At 72.9% G+C, this 18,234-nt stretch carries 20 protein-coding genes; 9 read left to right on the plus strand and 11 right to left on the minus strand.

The window, feature by feature from the left end:
- Positions 1–27: 27 nt before the first annotated feature.
- On the plus strand, positions 28–555 hold the full coding sequence (locus OG875_RS09335; RefSeq protein WP_330173747.1) for a hypothetical protein: 528 nt from the start codon (positions 28–30) through the stop codon (positions 553–555).
- 219 nt (positions 556–774) lie between these two features.
- Here OG875_RS09335 and OG875_RS09340 read toward each other — a convergent pair whose 3' ends face one another.
- Positions 775–1,572, minus strand: coding sequence for a hypothetical protein (locus OG875_RS09340; protein ID WP_443079089.1), 798 nt, complete (start codon positions 1,570–1,572; stop codon positions 775–777).
- 164 nt (positions 1,573–1,736) lie between these two features.
- Here OG875_RS09340 and OG875_RS09345 point away from each other — a divergent pair, with 164 nt between their 5' ends.
- From OG875_RS09345 to OG875_RS09355, 3 genes are all read left to right on the plus strand, one after another.
- Entirely contained in the window at positions 1,737–3,011 is a 1,275-nt protein-coding gene (locus OG875_RS09345) for a magnesium transporter MgtE N-terminal domain-containing protein (RefSeq protein ID WP_330173749.1), read from the plus strand.
- On the plus strand, positions 3,001–3,594 hold the full coding sequence (locus OG875_RS09350) for a DUF1003 domain-containing protein (RefSeq protein WP_330173750.1): 594 nt from the start codon (positions 3,001–3,003) through the stop codon (positions 3,592–3,594). The genes OG875_RS09345 and OG875_RS09350 overlap by 11 nt, the downstream gene beginning before the upstream one ends.
- A gap of 75 nt (positions 3,595–3,669) precedes the next feature.
- Positions 3,670–4,830, plus strand: a complete 1,161-nt coding sequence (locus tag OG875_RS09355) for an Mrp/NBP35 family ATP-binding protein (protein WP_330173751.1) — start codon at positions 3,670–3,672, stop codon at positions 4,828–4,830.
- 65 nt (positions 4,831–4,895) lie between these two features.
- Here the strand turns inward: OG875_RS09355 and OG875_RS09360 are convergent, their stop codons facing one another.
- The 5 genes from OG875_RS09360 to sigE all read right to left on the minus strand — a co-directional run bounded on the left by OG875_RS09360 (position 4,896) and on the right by sigE (position 9,885).
- The gene (locus OG875_RS09360) at positions 4,896–5,534 is read right to left on the minus strand and encodes a hypothetical protein (RefSeq protein WP_330173752.1); all 639 of its coding nucleotides are present in this window, start codon (positions 5,532–5,534) and stop codon (positions 4,896–4,898) included.
- A 116-nt stretch (positions 5,535–5,650) separates the two neighbouring features.
- Positions 5,651–6,124: a sec-independent translocase gene (locus OG875_RS09365; protein ID WP_330173753.1), complete on the minus strand. Its 474-nt coding sequence runs from the start codon at positions 6,122–6,124 to the stop codon at positions 5,651–5,653.
- 126 nt (positions 6,125–6,250) lie between these two features.
- On the minus strand, positions 6,251–8,158 hold the full coding sequence (locus tag OG875_RS09370; protein ID WP_330173754.1) for a S1C family serine protease: 1,908 nt from the start codon (positions 8,156–8,158) through the stop codon (positions 6,251–6,253).
- 90 nt (positions 8,159–8,248) lie between these two features.
- Positions 8,249–9,130 (minus strand): anti-sigma factor family protein, encoded by an 882-nt coding sequence (locus tag OG875_RS09375; protein WP_330173755.1) that lies wholly within the window; start codon positions 9,128–9,130, stop codon positions 8,249–8,251.
- Positions 9,127–9,885 (minus strand): RNA polymerase sigma factor SigE, encoded by a 759-nt coding sequence (sigE, locus tag OG875_RS09380; RefSeq protein ID WP_330173756.1) that lies wholly within the window; start codon positions 9,883–9,885, stop codon positions 9,127–9,129. The genes OG875_RS09375 and sigE overlap by 4 nt, the downstream gene beginning before the upstream one ends.
- Before the next feature lie 141 nt (positions 9,886–10,026).
- Here sigE and OG875_RS09385 point away from each other — a divergent pair, with 141 nt between their 5' ends.
- Positions 10,027–10,692 carry an O-methyltransferase gene (locus OG875_RS09385; RefSeq protein WP_330173757.1) on the plus strand — a complete coding sequence of 222 codons (666 nt, stop codon included), beginning with the start codon at positions 10,027–10,029 and terminating at the stop codon, positions 10,690–10,692.
- 133 nt (positions 10,693–10,825) lie between these two features.
- Here the strand turns inward: OG875_RS09385 and OG875_RS09390 are convergent, their stop codons facing one another.
- Positions 10,826–10,993 (minus strand): DUF3117 domain-containing protein, encoded by a 168-nt coding sequence (locus OG875_RS09390; RefSeq protein WP_003966491.1) that lies wholly within the window; start codon positions 10,991–10,993, stop codon positions 10,826–10,828.
- 325 nt (positions 10,994–11,318) lie between these two features.
- Between OG875_RS09390 and OG875_RS09395 the strand changes: the two genes are divergently transcribed.
- A complete protein-coding gene (locus OG875_RS09395) occupies positions 11,319–12,119 on the plus strand; it encodes an enoyl-CoA hydratase/isomerase family protein (protein ID WP_330173758.1) in 801 nt (266 codons plus the stop codon).
- A gap of 91 nt (positions 12,120–12,210) precedes the next feature.
- Here the strand turns inward: OG875_RS09395 and OG875_RS09400 are convergent, their stop codons facing one another.
- Together OG875_RS09400 and OG875_RS09405 are read right to left on the minus strand one after the other, a co-directional pair.
- Positions 12,211–12,801, minus strand: a complete 591-nt coding sequence (locus OG875_RS09400; protein WP_330173759.1) for a DNA-3-methyladenine glycosylase I — start codon at positions 12,799–12,801, stop codon at positions 12,211–12,213.
- On the minus strand, positions 12,798–13,196 hold the full coding sequence (locus OG875_RS09405) for a hypothetical protein (protein ID WP_330173760.1): 399 nt from the start codon (positions 13,194–13,196) through the stop codon (positions 12,798–12,800). Before OG875_RS09405 ends, OG875_RS09400 begins: the two co-directional genes overlap by 4 nt.
- A gap of 86 nt (positions 13,197–13,282) precedes the next feature.
- On the opposite strand from OG875_RS09405, the gene folP reads away from it, so the two are divergent.
- Complete coding sequence (gene folP / locus OG875_RS09410; protein ID WP_330173761.1) at positions 13,283–14,155, plus strand: dihydropteroate synthase; 873 nt, start codon at positions 13,283–13,285, stop codon at positions 14,153–14,155.
- Positions 14,156–14,261: 106 nt separating this feature from the next.
- On the opposite strand, the gene OG875_RS09415 is transcribed toward folP, so the two are convergent.
- Positions 14,262–15,011, minus strand: coding sequence for a TIGR00730 family Rossman fold protein (locus tag OG875_RS09415; protein ID WP_330173762.1), 750 nt, complete (start codon positions 15,009–15,011; stop codon positions 14,262–14,264).
- 144 nt (positions 15,012–15,155) lie between these two features.
- Positions 15,156–16,247, minus strand: a complete 1,092-nt coding sequence (dapE, locus tag OG875_RS09420; protein ID WP_330173763.1) for a succinyl-diaminopimelate desuccinylase — start codon at positions 16,245–16,247, stop codon at positions 15,156–15,158.
- A gap of 95 nt (positions 16,248–16,342) precedes the next feature.
- On the opposite strand from dapE, the gene OG875_RS09425 reads away from it, so the two are divergent.
- Together OG875_RS09425 and OG875_RS09430 are read left to right on the plus strand one after the other, a co-directional pair.
- Positions 16,343–17,503, plus strand: coding sequence for a hypothetical protein (locus tag OG875_RS09425; protein ID WP_443079090.1), 1,161 nt, complete (start codon positions 16,343–16,345; stop codon positions 17,501–17,503).
- Between the two features lie 285 nt (positions 17,504–17,788).
- On the plus strand, positions 17,789–18,226 hold the full coding sequence (locus OG875_RS09430) for an ATP-binding protein (RefSeq protein ID WP_330173765.1): 438 nt from the start codon (positions 17,789–17,791) through the stop codon (positions 18,224–18,226).
- Positions 18,227–18,234 lie beyond the last annotated feature (8 nt).

Consider the following 18,234-nt stretch of genomic DNA (forward strand, 5'->3'; position numbering starts at 1 on the left):
TAACGGTCAGGGCCTAGGCTGCCGGGCATGACTGACACCGCACCCGGCTCCCCGCACCTCGGCACGGCCCTGGTCGAGGAGGCCACCAAGAAGTCCGGCCTGATCTGGGTGCGGGCGGGCGGCCCCGCCCGCACCCTGTGGCACGTCTGGCTGGACGGCGCCGCGCTGCTCGTCGGGGACGGTGACGGCGAGCAGCCGCTGCCGGGGCTGGTGGACGGCTCCACGGCCGAGGTGACCGTACGCAGCAAGGACAAGGGCGGGCGGCTGGTGGCCTGGACCGCGTCCGTCACCGAGCTCGCTCCTCGTACGGAGGCGTGGGAGGCGGCCGTCGCCGAACTGAAGGGCAAGCGGCTGAACGCGCCGGACTTCGACACGATGACCGACCGCTGGGCGCGCGAGTCGCGGGTGCTGCGCCTGGAGCCGCGCGACGCGATCACGGACCTGCCGCAGGGCTCACACGCGGCGGCGCCGCTGCCGACACCCGCGACGACGCGTGAGCCCGCTCCGGCGGCCGTACCGCGTCTGCTGTTCCGGCGCGCGAAGAAGCGCGACTGAGGCCGAGGGCCGGGAGCGGGCGGGGCGGACGGCTCAAGTGCTCGGGGCCGGCTCCATGTGCCCGGCCCGGCGGCCGGATGCTCGGACCGCGCGGCGCAGGTCCCTCGTCCGGCTGCCCGGATGCTCGGGCCGCGCGGGGCACGTGCCCGGCCGGGGGGCGGCCCAGGTGCGCCGTCCGGCAGCTCGGGTGAACCGGTGCGGGCACCCCGACCGCGCGGCTCAGGTGCCGGGCAAGGTGGTGCCGTAGTCGACCGTCTCGTCCTCCGCCGGGGCCTCCAGCGGGAAGTCCTTGCCCCAGTCGGTGAGGGTCAGGGTCCCCGCGTCACCCGCGCGGGCCAGTTGCAGCGGGTACGGCGTACCTTCCAGCGACACCTTGAGCGAGCCGCCCGCGCCCTCGCTGCCGTTGACCTCGATGGTGCGGACGCCCCCGACCTTGGCGCGGTCGCCCTTGCCGCGTTTGCCGTGCAGCCCCAGCAGGCCGTCGAGCAGCAGGTTCTTGTCGGTGAAACCGCGCAGCTGCTTGTAGGCCGGGTCGTCCTCGGGGACCTTCACGTACTTGTCGTCCAGCTTCTCCGCGGCCTCCGCGTCGGCCTCGCTGGGCGCCTCCGCCGACCCGTCGTCGCCCTTGTCGTCGGCGTGGGTCCAGAAGTCCGCGCCGGCCTTCAGGAACAGCTCGTCCTCGACCCGCAGCAGTTCGAACGCGCCGCCGCCCTCCGAGCTGACGGAGCCCGTCCCGCCGGCCTCCTTGAGCGACATGCTGAGCTTGTACGTCCGGCCGCCGGTGACGACCGTGCCCGACAGGCGCACCGCGTCCGCGCTCGCCGCCGCCGCCTTGGCCTTCTTCTCGATCCCGGCGGGCGGCAGTTTCCCGACCCCGTTGGTCCCCGCGTCCGGATCCTCGTCGCCGCCGCACGCCGTGAGCGCGACGGTCATCCCGACGCAGAGTGCTACGGGAATCACGGCCCGGCGGAGTCGGACGGAGGACCGGAGAAGGGTCACGAACGCACTGCCTCTCATGCGCGGCGGGGGGTCGGCAGACCGCAGCGTACCGGTGACGGCCGCGCCCGCCGACAACGAGTCCCGGCCATGAACCACCCGTACCGTACGGACCGATCCGCCGGGGCGGCGCCCGGCGGTACGGGCTAGCCTGAACCCGTTGCCGGGACCGGGAGGAGAGTGTGATGGCGTCGAGCACCTCCCGGGTATTCGTCTCGCACCTCGCCGGTGTGCCGGTCTTCGACCCGAACGGCGACCAGGTCGGGCGGGTGCGCGACTTGGTGGCGATGCTGCGCGTCGGCGGCCGTCCGCCACGGGTCCTGGGCATGGTGGTGGAGGTGCTGAGCAGGCGTCGGATCTTCCTGCCGATGACCCGGGTCACGGGCGTCGCCGCAGGTCAGGTGATCACCACGGGCGTGGTCAACATGCGGCGCTTCGAACAGCGGGCCGCCGAACGGCTGGTCCTGGGCGAACTGCTCGACCGGCGGGTGGTGCTGGTGGAGAACGACGAGCGGGTGACCGTCCTCGACGTGGCCGTCGAGCAGCTGCCCGCCCGCCGCGAGTGGGAGATCGGCAAGGTCTTCGTACGGCGCGGCAAGACCGGCGCGCTGCGCAGGCGCGGCGAGACGCTGACCGTCGACTGGTCCGCCGTCACCGGCTTCACGCTGGAGGAGGACGGGCAGGGCGCGGAGAACCTCGTCGCGACGTTCGAGCGGCTGCGCCCCGCCGATCTGGCCAACGTGCTGCACCATCTGACGCCGAAGCGGCGCGCGGAGGTGGCCGCCGCCCTGGACGACGACCGGCTGGCCGACGTCCTGGAGGAGCTGCCCGAGGACGACCAGGTGGAGATCCTGGGGAAGCTGAAGGACGACCGGGCCGCCGACGTGCTGGAGGCGATGGACCCGGACGACGCGGCCGACCTGCTCTCCGAGCTCCCCGAGGAGGACCAGGAGCGGCTGCTGACGCTGATGCGGCCCGACGACGCCGCCGACGTACGGAGGCTGCTGGCGTACGAGGAGCGGACGGCGGGCGGTCTGATGACGACCGAGCCGATCGTGCTGCGGCCGGACGCGACGGTCGCGGACGCGCTGGCGCGGGTACGCCGGCGGGACCTGTCGCCCGCGCTGGCCGCGCAGGTCTACGTGTGCCGGGCGCCGGACGAGACGCCGACGGGCAAGTACCTGGGCACGGTGCACTTCCAACGGCTGCTGCGGGACCCGCCGTTCACGCTGGTCGGTTCGATCGTGGAGAGCGACCTGCCGCCACTGGCGCCGGACACGCCGCTGACCGAGGTGACCGGCTATCTCGCCGCGTACAACATGGTGGCCGCACCGGTCGTGGACGAGAGCGGGTCGCTGCTGGGCGCCGTGACGGTCGACGACGTCCTGGACCACCTGCTGCCGGAGGACTGGCGGGAGACCGGGTTCGACGGTCTGGAGGAGGCCGCGCGTGGCCGTTGAGCGGGCGGACAGGGACGGCAGGGAGCGGGCGGCGGCGCTCTCGGGAGGCGGTACCCCGGCGCGCGGGCCGCGCGGGCGGCTCGACCAGCCGCGTACGCCCCGGCGCAGACTGCTGCCGGACTACGACCCCGAGGCGTTCGCCCGGTTCTCCGAGCGCATCGCGCGCTTCCTGGGGACGGGGCGCTTCATCGTCTGGATGACGCTGATCATCATCCTGTGGGTGCTGTGGAACATCTTCGCGCCCGAGGCGGTGCGCTTCGACGAGTACCCGTTCATCTTCCTGACCCTGATGCTGTCCCTCCAGGCGTCGTACGCGGCCCCGCTGATCCTGCTGGCCCAGAACCGCCAGGACGACCGGGACCGGGTCACCCAGGAGCAGGAGCGCAAGCAGAACGAGCGTTCCATCGCCGACACCGAGTATCTGACCCGGGAGATCGCGTCGCTGCGCATCGGCCTCGGTGAGGTCGCCACCCGTGACTGGATCCGCTCGGAGCTCCAGGACCTGCTCCGGGACCTGGCCGACCAGGGTGTCCTGCCGCCGCCCGAACCGGGGCGCGGGCGGGACGGGTCCAACCGTCCCTGACGCCCTGTCCGTCGCGTCCCGCCCCGGCACCGACGCGCTTTCCGGCGCGTGTCCCCGGCGCCGTACCATCTCCCTATGGCTACCGAGACGCACGGAACCGTCGCTCCCGCGGAGGAAGCGGTGCGCGCAGCACTGGCGACGGTGAACGACCCCGAGATCCACCGGCCCATCACCGACCTCGGCATGGTGAAATCGGTCGACATCGGGGCGGACGGCGCGGTGGCCGTGACCGTGTATCTGACCGTGTCCGGGTGTCCCATGCGCGAGACGATCACCACGAACGTGACGGAGGCCGTGGCCGCCGTCGAGGGCGTCACCCGGGTCGAGGTCACGCTCGACGTGATGAGCGACGAGCAGCGCAAGGACCTCGCGTCGTCGCTGCGCGGCGGTACGGCCGAGCGCGAGGTGCCGTTCGCCAAGCCGGGCTCGCTGACCCGGGTGTACGCGGTGGCCTCCGGCAAGGGCGGCGTCGGCAAGTCCTCGGTGACGGTCAATCTGGCGGCGGCGATGGCCGCCGACGGTCTGAAGGTCGGCGTCGTGGACGCGGACATCTACGGCCACAGCGTGCCGCGCATGCTGGGGGCCGACGGCCGGCCCACCCAGGTCGAGAACATGATCATGCCGCCGTCGGCGCACGGGGTGAAGGTCATCTCGATCGGCATGTTCACGCCGGGCAACGCGCCGGTGGTGTGGCGCGGCCCGATGCTGCACCGCGCGCTCCAGCAGTTCCTCGCCGATGTGTACTGGGGCGATCTGGACGTGCTGCTGCTGGACCTGCCGCCGGGGACCGGTGACATCGCGATCTCGGTGGCGCAGCTGGTGCCGAACGCGGAGATCCTGGTCGTCACGACCCCGCAGCAGGCCGCCGCCGAGGTCGCCGAGCGGGCCGGCTCCATCGCCGTACAGACCCATCAGAAGATCGTCGGTGTGGTCGAGAACATGGCGGGGCTGCCGTGCCCGCACTGCGACGAGATCGTCGACGTGTTCGGCACGGGCGGCGGCCAGCGGGTCGCCGACGGGCTGACGCGCACCACCGGCGCCTCGGTGCCGGTGCTCGGCTCGATCCCGATCGACGTACGGCTCCGGGAGGGCGGCGACGACGGCACGCCGGTCGTGCTCTCCGACCCCGACTCCCCCGCGGGCGCGGCGCTGCGGGCGATCGCCGGGAAGCTCGGCGGCCGGCAGCGCGGCCTGGCGGGCATGACGCTGGGTCTGACGCCGCGCAACAAGTTCTGATCCGTTCCTGGCACACGGAAGGGGCGTCCGCCGTGGCGGACGCCCCTTCCGTGTGCCCCGGGGGGCTATTCGCCCAGGTAGCTGCCGAGGTCCTGGATCACCGAGAATCCGAGGCCGTACGCGCTCATGCCGCGCCCGTACGCGCCGAGGTGCACCCCGCCCCCGGCCTCGCCGTCGGCGGTCGAGCCGGCGAGCACCCAGCCGAACTCCGACTCGCGGTAGTGGAAGGGCGTCGGTACGCCGTCCACGGGCAGTGAGAGCACCGACCAGGCGGACCCGTTCAGATCGTCGGCCAGGGTGAAGGCCGTCTCGGTCTGCTGGTCCAGCCAGTCGTCGCGCAGGGTGTGGTCGAGCTGTGCGGGCCAGGTCGACACCAGCAGCGCGGAACCGGCCAGCCAGGCCGCCGAGGACACCGTCGTGGCGTCGAGGACTCCCGTACCGTCACCGCTGCGCCGCACGGGGCTCGCGGCGACCGTGACGACCGCCGCGAAACGTTCCCTCTCACCGCCCGACGGGTCCGGTCTCGCCGACGGCTCCTCGCCGTGCCCCGTGGAACCGTGCTGGACGCTGCCGTCGGCCGCCGTGCCCACCTGCATGAGCCATCGGGGGCCGGTGAACGCGTCGTCCAGTCCGTACCAGGGGAAGGTGGCCCGCCGAAAGCCCTCGGCCGTGCTCTCCGCCCCCAGCCGACTCGTCGTCTCCATCTGTCCGGACCGCCTCCTCCGTCTCAGGGTCCGGAGCGGCCCGCCCTCACGGGCGTCTCACTGCCGGACAGATGGAGGATAGCCACCCGTTACCGGCGGGACGGGCAGGGAGGGCCTCAGGTGGCGTCCGCGTCGAACGGGGGGCGATCCGCCTGCCGGGGACTCAGGTCCTTCTTGAGCAGGTCAGAGGTACCGGACGGGCTCTTGGTGAGGCTCGGCGGAGCGCTGTCACCCGTGCCGCTGTCCGTGCCACCGCTGTCGCCCCGGCCGTGCACCGAGTCCGCGACCTCGTTCATCTCCTTGGTCAGGTTGAAGCTGCCGCGGATCTCCTTCAGCCCCAGCTCGTCCTCCTGCTGGGCCAGCTGCTTGCGGACGAACTTCTTGGGGTTGAGGTCCTCGAAGTCGAAGTCCTTGAACTCCGGTCCCAGCTCGGAACGGATGTCTTCCTTGGCGTTGTCGGAGAACTCGCGGACCTTGCGGATGAAACGGGAAACGTCCTGGATGACCTTGGGCAGCTTGTCGGGGCCGAAGACGAGCACGGCGAGAATCACGAGCGTCGCCAGTTCGAGCGCGCCTATGTCATTGAACACCTAGCTGCTCCTTGTGTTCTCCGTACCCCTGGCCGGGACCGAGTCGGCCGGGCCTGTGACGGGTCGAGGCCCGGACCGCTCCACGGTACCCGGCGGAACCGGCCGGAGGGTACCTTCATTCGCCACTCAGCTGCCGTCCGCGCTGCCGAGGACCAGAGTCATGGTCCGCTCTTTACCTCCCCGCAGGATGGTCAGCGCCAGTTCGTCACCCGGACGGTGGGCGCGGATCTTCACGATCAGCTCCTCGCCGCTGTGCACCCGCTGGCCGTCCACCTCGGTGATGATGTCGCCGGTCCGGACACCCGCCTTCGCGGCCGGGCCGCCCGCCTCCACCGAGGGGCCGCCGTCGGCGCTCTTGGCCCCGACCTTGGCGCCGTCGCCCGTGTACTCCATGTCGAGCGTGACACCGATCACGGGGTGGGACGCCTTGCCCGTGTTGATCAGCTCCTCGGCGACGCGCTTGCCCTGGTTGATCGGTATGGCGAAACCGAGCCCGATGGAACCCGCCTGGGCGCCGTCCGGCGTTCCGCTGCCCTCGGCGCCGCGGATCGCGCTGTTGATGCCGATGACCTGCGCCTTCGAATTGACCAGGGGACCGCCGGAGTTGCCGGGGTTGATCGGCGCGTCGGTCTGGAGGGCGTCGACGTAACTGACGTCGCTGCCGTCGCCCTTCTCGCCGCCGGCCGTGATCGGGCGCTCCTTGGCGCTGATGATGCCCGCCGTGACGGTGTTCTGGAGGTCGAAGGGCGCGCCGATGGCCACGACCGGGTCGCCGACCTGGACGTTGTCGGAGTTGCCGAGCGGCAGCGGCTTGAGCCCGGAGACCCCGGTGACCTTGACCACGGCGAGGTCGTAGCCGCTGTCCTTGCCGACGAGCTTCGCGGTGGCGGTCTCGCCGCCGCTGAAGGTGATCGAGATGTCGCCGGCGGCGCCGGCCGGATCGACCACGTGGTTGTTGGTCAGGATGTGGCCCTCGCGGTCGAGGACGAAGCCGGTGCCGGTGCCCTGCTCGCCGCCGCCGCTGACATGGAGGGTGACGACGCTGGGCAGGGCGCTGGCGGCGATCCCGGCGACGCTGTCGGCGGGGCGGTTCCCGCCGTCGCGGCCCGCCTGGGGCAGGTCGACGCTGGTGATGCCGCCGTTGCGCTCGATGTACGCGCCGACGCCGCCGCCGATGACGGCGGTGCAGAGCGCGAGGGTGAGGACGCCCACCAGGCCGACGCCCCGGCGCCCGGGGCGGGATTCGCCCGGGTCGGGGTACGAGAGCGCCTCCTGGTGCCCGGGGGCGCCCCAGGGGTCGTACTGGAGCCAGTGGGTGGGGCGGGGGGCGGTGTCCTGGGGCGGGAGCCCGGGTGACGGCGCGGGTCCCTGGGGCGGGCCCTGGAGCCCGGGTCCCTGGGGCGGGCCCTGGGGCGGGACGCCGTATCCCGAGGTCGGCAGGGGAGCCGGGGGGACCTGGTCCGCAGGGCCGGTGTAGTGGCCCGGCGGTACGGGGGTTCCCCCGGCCGGAGTGGGAACCGGCCGTTGCACGGGCGGCGCGGGTGCCCAGGGGCCGGGACCGCCGTAGGGCGGGGTGCTGTACGGGTCGGGGTCGTGCAGCGGCTGCGGGCGGCCCGCCGGGGCACCGCTCGCGGACTCCGTCCCGCCGGCCGGTCCCGGGCCGGTGGTGGCGGCAGCCGTGCTGACGGTGGACGGTCCCGGCTCCGTGCCCGTCGTGGCCGTCGTCGTGTCGCCCGTCGTGCTGCCCGCCGCCGCGTCCACCGTCGAGGGCGTACGCGCGGGCGGGGCGAGCAGATGGTCCCCGTCGTCCGGCTCGGGCCCCGGCCCCGGGGCGCGCTCCGAGGTGCTTTCGGCCGGTCGGGGCTGCGGAACACCACCGGGGCGCGGGGGCACGGCGTCGGTGACCGGAGACAGCTCCGTGGTGTCCTCCGTGCTCCGCTGCTCCGGCGCCTCGGGCTCCCGCGGTATCGCGCGTCCCGATGCCGGGCGGCTCCACCACTTCGCCTTGGGTCCGGTGGGCTTGCCGTCGTCCATGCTCTCCCCGCAGCTGCCTCGTCCATGCCCCGACAAGGGCACCCGTGCAGGGATTCAACCAGGTTTACGAACGGCCGCGCAGGGACCCGGTCACCGACGCCGCGAAAGCGGCACGCCGGGCTGGGTGGGCGAGGCGAGACTGCCGGGGTCGGGCGTGGCCGGGGGGACGCCCGGTCCGGCGTTCGCCGCCAGGTGGAACGCGGAGCCCGCCGGACGTATCAGGGGAGGCGTGGAGAAGTGGTCGAGCACCGCGAACCGGAACGGGTGCGGGGTGAACGGCTCACGCGCCGTCCCCGGAGCGAGCTCCCGCGCGCTGTCGACGGACTGCGGGAGGATCGCGGCCCGCTCGCCGCCCTGCCTGCCCCGTGTCGCACCGCCGGGCGCCGTGGTGGTCGCCCTGGTCAGCGGCGTGACACCGGCGCCGGTCCCGCGCGCCGTGGTGTCGGCCGGGCCGGCCACGGGCAGCGCACCGCCCAGCGCCATCGCGGCGAACGACACGGCGCTCGCGGCGGCGAAGGCGAACCGGCGGCCCCGCCACGGCGAGCGATCGGCCTCGACGCGCCCGACCTCGTGAATCCTGAAGCCCGCGCCGGACACCGGTGCGCCGGGCAGGGGTGAGTGGCCCGGCACCGCCGGGCGGTAGCCGAAGGCGTCGCCGCGCGTGCCGAATACACCGCCGCCGAAAGCCGAGCCGTCGAACGGGCCGGGGGTCTCGTCGTCGTCCTGGTCGGCGGGTCTGCCGGGCAGCCCCTGGAGCCGGGCGAGGAAGCCCTCGGAGAGCGGCGGCGGCGCGGACTGGGCGAACGCCGTCTTGAGCCGGCGCTGGGCGTCGGCCTCCGCCTTGCACCGCGCGCAGGTCGCGAGGTGCGCCAGCACCCGCTCCCGGGCGTCGTGACCCAGCTCGCCGTCCACCAGGGCGGCGAGCCGGTCTCCCAGGTGCTGCTCAGCGGGGGTCGGACCTGTGCCACTCACGCGACTCCGCCCTCCCCGGCGACGCCCGCGAAGGTGCGCTGCTCGGCCCGAGCCTCCGGGGAACGGTGCGAGAGGGCCTTGCGCAGATGCGAACGGCCCCGGTGGATGCGGCTGCGCACCGTACCGAGCTTCACGCCGAGGGTGGCGGCGATCTCCTCGTACGACAGTCCTTCGATGTCGCACAGGACGACCGCGGCCCGGAACTCGGGGGCCAGGGTGTCCAGCGCCTGCTGCACGTCCGCGTCGAAGTGGGTGTCGTGGAAGACCTGCTGCGGCGAGGGCTCCCGGCTGGCCAGGCGCTCGGCCGCGTCGTCGCCGAGCGCGTCGAAACGGATCCGCTGCTTGCGGCGGACCATGTCGAGGAAGAGATTGGTGGTGATGCGGTGCAGCCAGCCCTCGAACGTGCCGGGGGTGTACGTCGACAGGGATCTGAACACCCGGACGAAGACTTCCTGGGTGAGGTCCTCGGCGTCGTGCTGATTGCCGGTGAGCCGGTACGCCAGGCGGTACACACGGGCGCTGTGCGTGCTGACGATCTCCTCCCAGGTGGGAGGCGTCCACGCCTGCGATTCCGCATCCGATGCGAAGGTCGCCGTAGCTGCGGAGTCGGTCGAGCGAGAACGGTCAGCGAAGTTGGTCACGGATTTCGGCTCACCGGCCGGCCTGAGAAAGCGCCTGAACGCTCCTCCCCGATCCGCGGGCGCAGCCGCACCTCCCCTATCGACTCTGGTGGTGTCCAGCGGAGCACCTACCATAGCCACCTCGCCCGTTAGCTCCGGATAAGAATCTTTGCGTGAATTTGCGCCTGGTCCCGGCTCTTCGTCCATGTGTCCCCCCACACCTTCACAACGCCCGGTCCCATCAGCGGGTTCCCGCGCGCAGCGGATACAGTCACCGTGCGCCAACTACGGGGACAGGAGAGGGTCATTACCGCCAACCGGCAGACAAGCTGGGCGTTCGCCGACGCTTTTGTCGCCGAGGACGAGGCACTGCGCTGGGCCCGCGACAGGGCCCGGGACATGGGGCTCCGCTCGGTGTCACCGGGCACGGGCGCCGCGCTTCGTCTGCTTGCCGCCACGGCGGACGCCAAGGCGGTGGCGGAGATCGGTACGGGCACCGGGGTCTCCGGGATCTATCTGCTGAACGGCATGCGGCCCGACGGGGTGCTGACCACGGTCGACACGGAACCGGAGCGGCAGCAGTTCGCCCGCGAGGCGTTCCGGGCGGCCGGATTCACCAACAATCGCGCGCGCTTCATCCCCGGCCGGGCCCGCGACGTGCTTCCCCGGCTCGCCGACGGCGGCTACGACCTGGTCTTCTGCGACGGTGACCGGCTGGAGTGCCTGGACTATCTCGCTGAATCGTTGCGCCTGCTGCGACCCGGCGGGCTGGTGTGTTTCGAGGGTGTCTTCGCCGACGGCCGTACGGTCGACTCGGCGGCCCAGCCGCACGAGGTGCTCCGGGTGCGTGAACTGCTGCGCACGATAAGGGAGATGCAGGACGAGCTGGTCGCGTCGCTGCTGCCGGTGGGCGACGGGCTGCTGTGCGCGGTGCGCCGCTAGCCGGGTCCGCGGTCGGAGGGCGGGACGGCGGGCGGGGACGGAACGGCGGGCGGCAAGGGCGGGACGGCGTAAAGCTGCCCCGTCACGGACGGGTCCGCGGCGGGGCAGCACAGGAATGCGCGTTCTGTCCGCGTCAGCCGACGACCTTCTTCAGGGCGTCACCCAGCGCATCCGCCTCGTCGGGGGTCAGCTCGACGACCAGCCGACCGCCGCCTTCGAGCGGAACGCGCATGACGATGCCCCGCCCCTCCTTGGTCACCTCGAGCGGGCCGTCGCCCGTCCGCGGCTTCATGGCCGCCATGCTCGTTCCCCTTCCTGAAACCAGCTCATCGCAGCCGGCGGCCCCATGACAGGCGCTGTGTCACCGGCATCGAACACATTGCTTCCAGGCCATTATCCCGCATGCCGGGACCCGATGACCAACATCGGACGGCATCGCTTGCGCAACGCGCTCTCTCAAAACGACTCAATTCGGCGATCCGCCTGCGATACTTCGCCGCTGTTCACGGCCCTGCCGTCCGGGATTGTTTGACGCAGGTCACATGCCGGGCCGCGGTGATCTCCGCCATGCTGGGGCGGCACAGGACAGCGGGACAGCCAGTCACAGTCGCAGAGGAGATCCCATCATGGCCGACACGGTGCTGTACGAAGTGAGCGACGGGCTCGCCACGGTCACGCTCAACCGGCCCGAGGCCATGAACGCGCTGAACGTGGCCGCCAAGGTCGCCCTTCGGGACGCGCTGCGCACGGCCGCCGACGACTCCGCCGTACGGGCCGTCCTGCTCACCGCCGGCGGGCGGGCCTTCTGTGTGGGGCAGGACCTGAAGGAGCACGTCTCCCTGCTGGCGGCCGACGCGGCCGACGGCAGCGGCGGGACGATGAGCACCGTACGGGACCACTACAACCCCGTCGTGCGGGCGCTGGCCGAGATGCCGAAGCCGGTCGTCGCCGGGGTGAACGGCGTCGCGGCCGGGGCCGGGTTCGGCTTCGCGCTCGCCTGCGACTACCGGGTCGCCGCCGACACCGCCTCCTTCAACACCTCCTTCGCGGGGGTGGCCCTGTCGGCCGACTCCGGGGTGTCCTGGACGCTGCCCCGGCTGATCGGCGGGAGCCGGGCCGCCGACCTGCTGATGTTCCCCCGGTCGATCAGTGCCGAGCAGGCGTACGAGCTGGGGATCGTCAACAAGCTGGTCCCGGCCGCCGATCTCGCGGCCGAGGCGCTGGCCGTCGCGCGGGCGCTCGCGGAGGGGCCCACGCTGGCGTACGCGGCGCTGAAGGAGTCCCTGGCGTACGGCGCGGGTCACACGCTGGCCGAGGCGCTGGAGAAGGAGGGCGAACTCCAGAACCGGGCGGGCGCGTCGCAGGACCACGGCATCGCGGTCCAGGCGTTCCTGGAGAAGGCCAAGCCCCGCTACGTGGGCCGGTGAGCGGGTCTTCGTGACCGCCGCCGCATGACGACCGGGCGGTCCCGGTGACGGCCGCCGGTCGGTGCGGCGGCCGGCGGCCGGCGGTCAGCGGTCAGCGGTCGAGACTCCGGCGGACCAGGCATCCCGCGAGGTGGTCGTCCACCAGGCCGCACGCCTGCATCAGCGCGTACGCCGTGGTGGGGCCCACGAACCGGATGCCGCGCTTCTTCAGCGCCTTGGCCAGGGCGGTGGACTCGTCGGTGACCGCCGGGACGTCCGCGCCCGTCCTCGGCACCGGGCGGGTGGCCGGATCCGGTGCGTAGGACCAGATCAGCTCGTCGAGCTCGCCGGCGGACCAGCCGGCGAGCTCGCGCGCGTTGGCGAGGGTCGCGTCGATCTTGGCGCGGTTGCGGATGATGCCCTCGTCGGTGAGCAGCCGGGCGGCGTCCGCGTCGGTGAAGGCGGCGACGGACGGGATACGGAAGCCGGCGAACGCCCGGCGGAACCCCTCACGGCGGCGCAGGATCGTGATCCAGGAGAGACCGGACTGGAACGCCTCCAGGGAGAGCCGTTCGAAGAGGGCGTCGTCGCCGTGGACGGGCCGGCCCCACTCCTCGTCGTGGTACGTGACGTAGTCCTCGGTCGACAGGCCCCAGGGACAGCGCGACTCGCCGTCCGGTCCCGTCACCACGCCGTCACTCATCGCCGGTCCTCCCCGCCCGGGTTCTCGAAGAGGTCGGGGCGGCCGGCGGCTGTCGCCTGGGCGCCGGCCAGACCGGCCTCCAGCTCGGCGATCCGGGAGTCCCGCTCGGCGAGCTCGGCGCCGAGCCGGGCCAGAACCTCGTCCACGTCCGCCATCCGGTAGCCGCGGGGGGCGACCGGCAGCCGCAGGGCCTCCAGGTCGGCGCGGGAGACCGGGCGGCTGACGGGCAGCGGGTCCACGAGCCGGTCGGGCGCGGACTCGGGCAGCACCTCACGGTCGCCGCCGCCGACCACGGCGAGGGTGACGGCCGTGACCACGACGACCATCGCGATGAGCAGGAACAAGAACACGTGCTTCTCCCGGGGCAGGAAAACGTCCGGTGCCGATCGTGCCATGCGGCACTGACAGTTAGGGTCTGTCGCGCCGGGCCCTCAGGTCGCCGGCGGCGGAACGGACAGGCGGAACGGGCGGTGACCAGCGGATGAGCGGCGGCATTCTGCGATTGGGGCGGCGGGAGTTCGGCCCGTACGAGCCGGTGGTCATGGCCATCGTCAACCGGACGCCGGACTCGTTCTACGACCGGGGGGCGACGTTCCGTGACCGGCCCGCGCTCGACCGGGTGGAGCAGGCGGTGGCCGAGGGCGCCGCGATCATCGACATCGGCGGGGTGAAGGCGGGGCCCGGCGACGAGGTGACGGCGGAGGAGGAGGCGCGCCGCACGGTCGGTTTCGTGGCCGAGGTCCGCCGGCGCCATCCGGACGTGGTGATCAGCGTCGACACCTGGCGGCACGAGGTCGCCGAGGCCGTCTGCGAGGCGGGCGCCGATGTGCTGAACGACGCCTGGGGCGGGGTGGATCCGGCGCTCGCCGAGGTCGCGGCCCGCCACGGCGCGGGGCTGGTCTGCACGCACGCGGGCGGGGCCGAGCCCCGGACCCGGCCGCACCGGGTCGCGTACGACGACGTGGTCGCGGACATTCTCCGGGTCACGCTGGGGCTGGCGGAGCGGGCCGTGGAGCTGGGGGTACGCCGGGACGGGATCATGATCGATCCGGGGCACGACTTCGGGAAGAACACCCGGCATTCCCTGGAGGCGACCCGCAGGCTGGGCGAGCTGACGGAGACCGGCTGGCCGGTACTGGTGTCGCTGTCCAACAAGGACTTCGTCGGCGAGACCCTCGACCGGCCGGTGAAGGAGCGGTTGATCGGCACGCTCGCGACGACCGCCGTCTCGGCGTGGCTGGGGGCGCGGATCTACCGGGTGCACGAGGTGGCCGAGACCCGGCAGGTGCTGGACATGGTGGCGTCCATCGCGGGCCACCGGCCCCCGGCGGTCGCCCGCCGGGGACTGGCCTAGGCCCGGTCCGGCGGACCGGGCCCCGGGCCTCGGGTCCGGTCCGTCGCGCGGCCGGGGCGGCGTCCTCCTTACGGAGGCGTCCAGCGGCGACCCGGCGAGGAGGCGGCTACTTGCCGGTCTCCTTGGTCACCAGCGCCACCGCCTCGTCCACGTCGTCCGTGAGGTGGAACAGCATCAGGTCCTTCTCGGACGCCTTGCCCTGGGCCACGACCGTGTCCCGCAGCCAGTCGACGAGACCGGACCAGTACCGCGTACCGAAGAGGACGATCGGGAAGCGGGTCACCTTGCGGGTCTGGACCAGCGTCAGTGCCTCGAACAGTTCGTCCAGGGTGCCGAGTCCGCCGGGCAGAACGACAAATCCCTGGGCATATTTGACGAACATGGTCTTTCTGACAAAGAAGTAACGGAAGTTGACCCCGATGTCGACGTGCGGGTTGAGCCCCTGTTCGAAGGGCAGCTCGATGCCGAGTCCCACGGAGACGCCGTTCGCCTCCCGCGCGCCCTTGTTGGCCGCTTCCATCGCGCCGGGGCCGCCGCCCGTGATCACCGCGAATCCGGCCTCGACCAGGGCCCGCCCGATCCTGATGCCCGCCTCGTACTCCGGCGAGTCGGCGGGGGTCCGCGCCGAGCCGAAGACGCTGATGGCGCTGGGCAGTTCGGCGAGCGCGCCGAAGCCCTCCACGAACTCCGACTGGATGCGCATGACCCGCCAGGGATCGGTGTGCACCCATTCGGAGTCGCCCTCGGTGTCCAGCAGCCGCTGGTCGGTGGTGCCCGCCTGGACCTGGTCCCGGCGGCGCAGCACCGGCCCCAGACGCTGTGAGTCCGGCTTCCGTGCTTCCTCAGGACTCCCCATGGACTGCTCCCTCCGCTGCTGTGCCATTTCCCGGCCAGCGTAGAGCGAGGGCGGTGACAAACGGCGAAATTCCGACGGTCGGTACGACTCCCCGCCGTACCGACCGTTCCGGCCGCGCCTCTTCAGGACGACGGGCCGCCGCGTTCAGGAGGTCAGCCACTCCCGGAGCCGGTTCTCGCAGTGCGTGATCCGCTCGACGGCCACGTGCTCGTCCCGCTTGTGGGCCAGGAGGGCGTCCCCCGGGCCGTAGTTGACGGCGGGGACGCCGAGCGCGCCGAAGCGCGAGACGTCCGTCCAGCCGAACTTGGGCTGCGCGGTGCCGCCCACGGCCGCCATGAACGCCGCCGCGGCGGGGTGCGAGAGGCCGGGCAGAGCCGCGCCCGAGTGGTCGTCCACGACGAACTCCGCGACCCCGCAGCCGGCGAACACCTCATGTACGTGCGCCACCGCCTCCTCCTCGGTCCGGTCCGGCGCGTAGCGGTAGTTGACGATCACGGTGCAGGTGTCGGGGAGGACGTTGGTCGCCACGCCGCCCTCGATCCCGACGGCGTTCAGGCCCTCCCGGTACTCCAGTCCGTCGATCAACGGGCGGCGCGGTTCGTACGCGGCGAGGCGGGCCAGGATCGGCGCGGCGGCGTGGATGGCGTTGGACCCCATCCAGGCACGCGCCGAGTGCGCCCGCTCGCCCTCCGTACGGAGGTGGATCCGCAGGGTCCCCTGGCAGCCGCCCTCGACCTGCGCGTCGGACGGTTCGAGGAGGACGGCGAAGTCCGCCTCCAGCAGGTCGGGGCGGGCGGCGGCGACCTTTCCCAGGCCGTTGAGGTGGGCGGCGACCTCCTCGTTGTCGTAGAAGACGAAGGTGAGGTCGCGGTTGGGCGCCGGGACGGTGGCGGCGATCCGCAGCTGGACGGCGACGCCCGCCTTCATGTCGGAGGTGCCGCAGCCCCAGAGGACGCCGTTGTCGTCCAGCCGGGAGGGGACGTTGCCGGCGATCGGGACGGTGTCGATGTGCCCGGCCAGGACGACCCGTTCGGCCCGGCCGAGGTCGGTGCGCGCGACGACGTTGTTGCCGAGGCGCTCGACGGTCAGGTGCGGGAGGGTGCGCAGCGCGTTCTCGACGGCGTCGGCGAGGGGCTCCTCGGTGCCGCTGACGGAGGGGATGTCGACGAGCCGGGCGGTGAGCCCCGGGCCGTCCAGCGTGAGATCCAGCGTGGTCGCCGGCTTCGTATCGGGCATGGCCAGACCCTATGACGCGGGCGGTGCCCGCCGGTCGCGGCCGGGGTCGGACGGGCCGGTCCTGTCCGGCGGTCGGGGCCGGTACGGTGGGCGGCGTGTCCGAGACCGCCTCCCCCTCCCGTCGTGGCCGACTGCTGCGTACCACCGCCGCGTTCACCGTGCTCCTCGCGCTGGCGGGCTACGTCGTGGTGCGCTACGTCTCCCAGGACGCCGGACCGCCGCGCTGCACGGCGCGGGCGGCCGGTCCGTCGGACGGGGACGTCCCCACCTACGAGATGAGTCCGGACCAGGCGGCGAACGCGGCCACGATCTCGGCGGTGGGCACCACCCGGGGGCTGCCGGAGCGCGCCGTCACGATCGCTCTGGCGACCGCGCTCCAGGAGTCGGCGCTGCGCAACATCGAGTACGGCGACCGGGACTCGGTCGGTCTCTTCCAGCAGCGCCCGTCCAAGGGATGGGGCACGGTCGAGCAGATCCTGGACCCGGTGTACTCGGCGGGGAAGTTCTACGACGGGCTGGCCGAGGTGCCGGGCTATTCGCGGCTGCCTCTTACGGAGGCGGCGCAGCGTGTCCAGCGCAGCGGTTTCCCGCAGGCGTACGCGAAGCACGAGCCGGACGCGGCGCTGCTGTCCGCCGCGCTCACCGGCCGGGCCGCCGCGACCCTCACGTGTACGGGCGGCGCCGTCCCGGAGCCGGGCGATCCGGCGAAGGTACGGGCCGAACTGACGCGCGCCTTCGGGCCGGAGGTGCTGCCGCGCACCGACGACGCGGACGCCGGAGCGGCGAAGGGCGAGGAGCGGCGATCCGGGAACAGCACGGACGGCACGGGCGGGGTGTCGGCGTCCGGGTCGGCGTCCGGCGGGACACCGGCGGAGGATGCCGGGACGGGCGGCGCGGAGGCGGGCGGGGCCGCGACGGGAGGCAGCACGAGGGACGGTGCGTCCACCGACGGTGCCACAGCCGACGCGCGGGCAGCCGGCGGGCAGGAGACCGGCGGTCAGGCGGGTGGCGAGGAGGCCGGTTCCCGTGGCCCGGCCGAGGTCGCGGTACCGGTCGACGCCTCGGACGGCGCCCGTGGCTGGGAGCTGGCCCACTGGGCGGTGGCGCACTCCGCCGATCTGCGGATCACCGAGGTCGCCGTCGAGGGCCGCGTGTGGAGCGTCGAGCGGTCCCGTGAGGGCTGGCGGAAGACCGAGGGCGCGTCCGGTCCGGAGAAATCCACCGGAAACGACGTCCGTCTGCGTATCGCGCAGTAGTACGGCGGGGTCACCCGGACGGGGCGGCGGCGACGGATCGGGAGGCGTGACACGCCCTCCGGGGGTGGTCCCCCACATGGCGCTCGTCGCCGTGTCCTGCCAGGGAAGTGACGGTTCGCCGGATCGCCGCACCGAGGATCTTTTGACCGTTTTTATCCGGAGCGGATAATGCGACGCGTTACCAATTCTTTACTCCCGCACACCGCAACCTCGGGTGCCCTTCGAGGGGTTGTCACTGCGTCCGATCGCCGGACACGACACATTCCTCTCCGTCGAAGGAGCACCATGTCCCTCCCCCTGACCCGTCGGATCGCCCGTGCCGCGCTGCTCATCGCGGCGGGCGCAGCCCCCGTGGTCGGTGCGGCCGGCTCCGCCGGCGCGGCTGCCCTCCCGCAGACCGCCGACCTCGGCGGCGTTTCCCAGCTGGACGGCGCCGCGCTCGGCAGCACGCTGGACAACGGCGCCCGGCAGGCGACCGGTCTGGCGGGCGAGGTCGGCGGCGAGACGATCGCCTCGTCCGTCCCGGGGGCCGGCGAGACCCTCGGCGGCGTCGCCAAGGCCGCGACCCCCGTCGCCCAGCGCGCCGCCGGTGAGACCGCCGGCAGCGCCGGCCGGACCCTCGGCGACGCGGCGACCTCCGTCACCGAGAACGGCCTGCCGACGGACTCCCTGGGCAAGGGCCTGCCCACCGGTGCCCTCGGCAAGAGCCTGCCGCTCGGCTGAGACCGGCG

Source organism: Streptomyces sp. NBC_01498 (genome assembly GCF_036327775.1).
GTDB lineage: Bacteria > Actinomycetota > Actinomycetes > Streptomycetales > Streptomycetaceae > Streptomyces.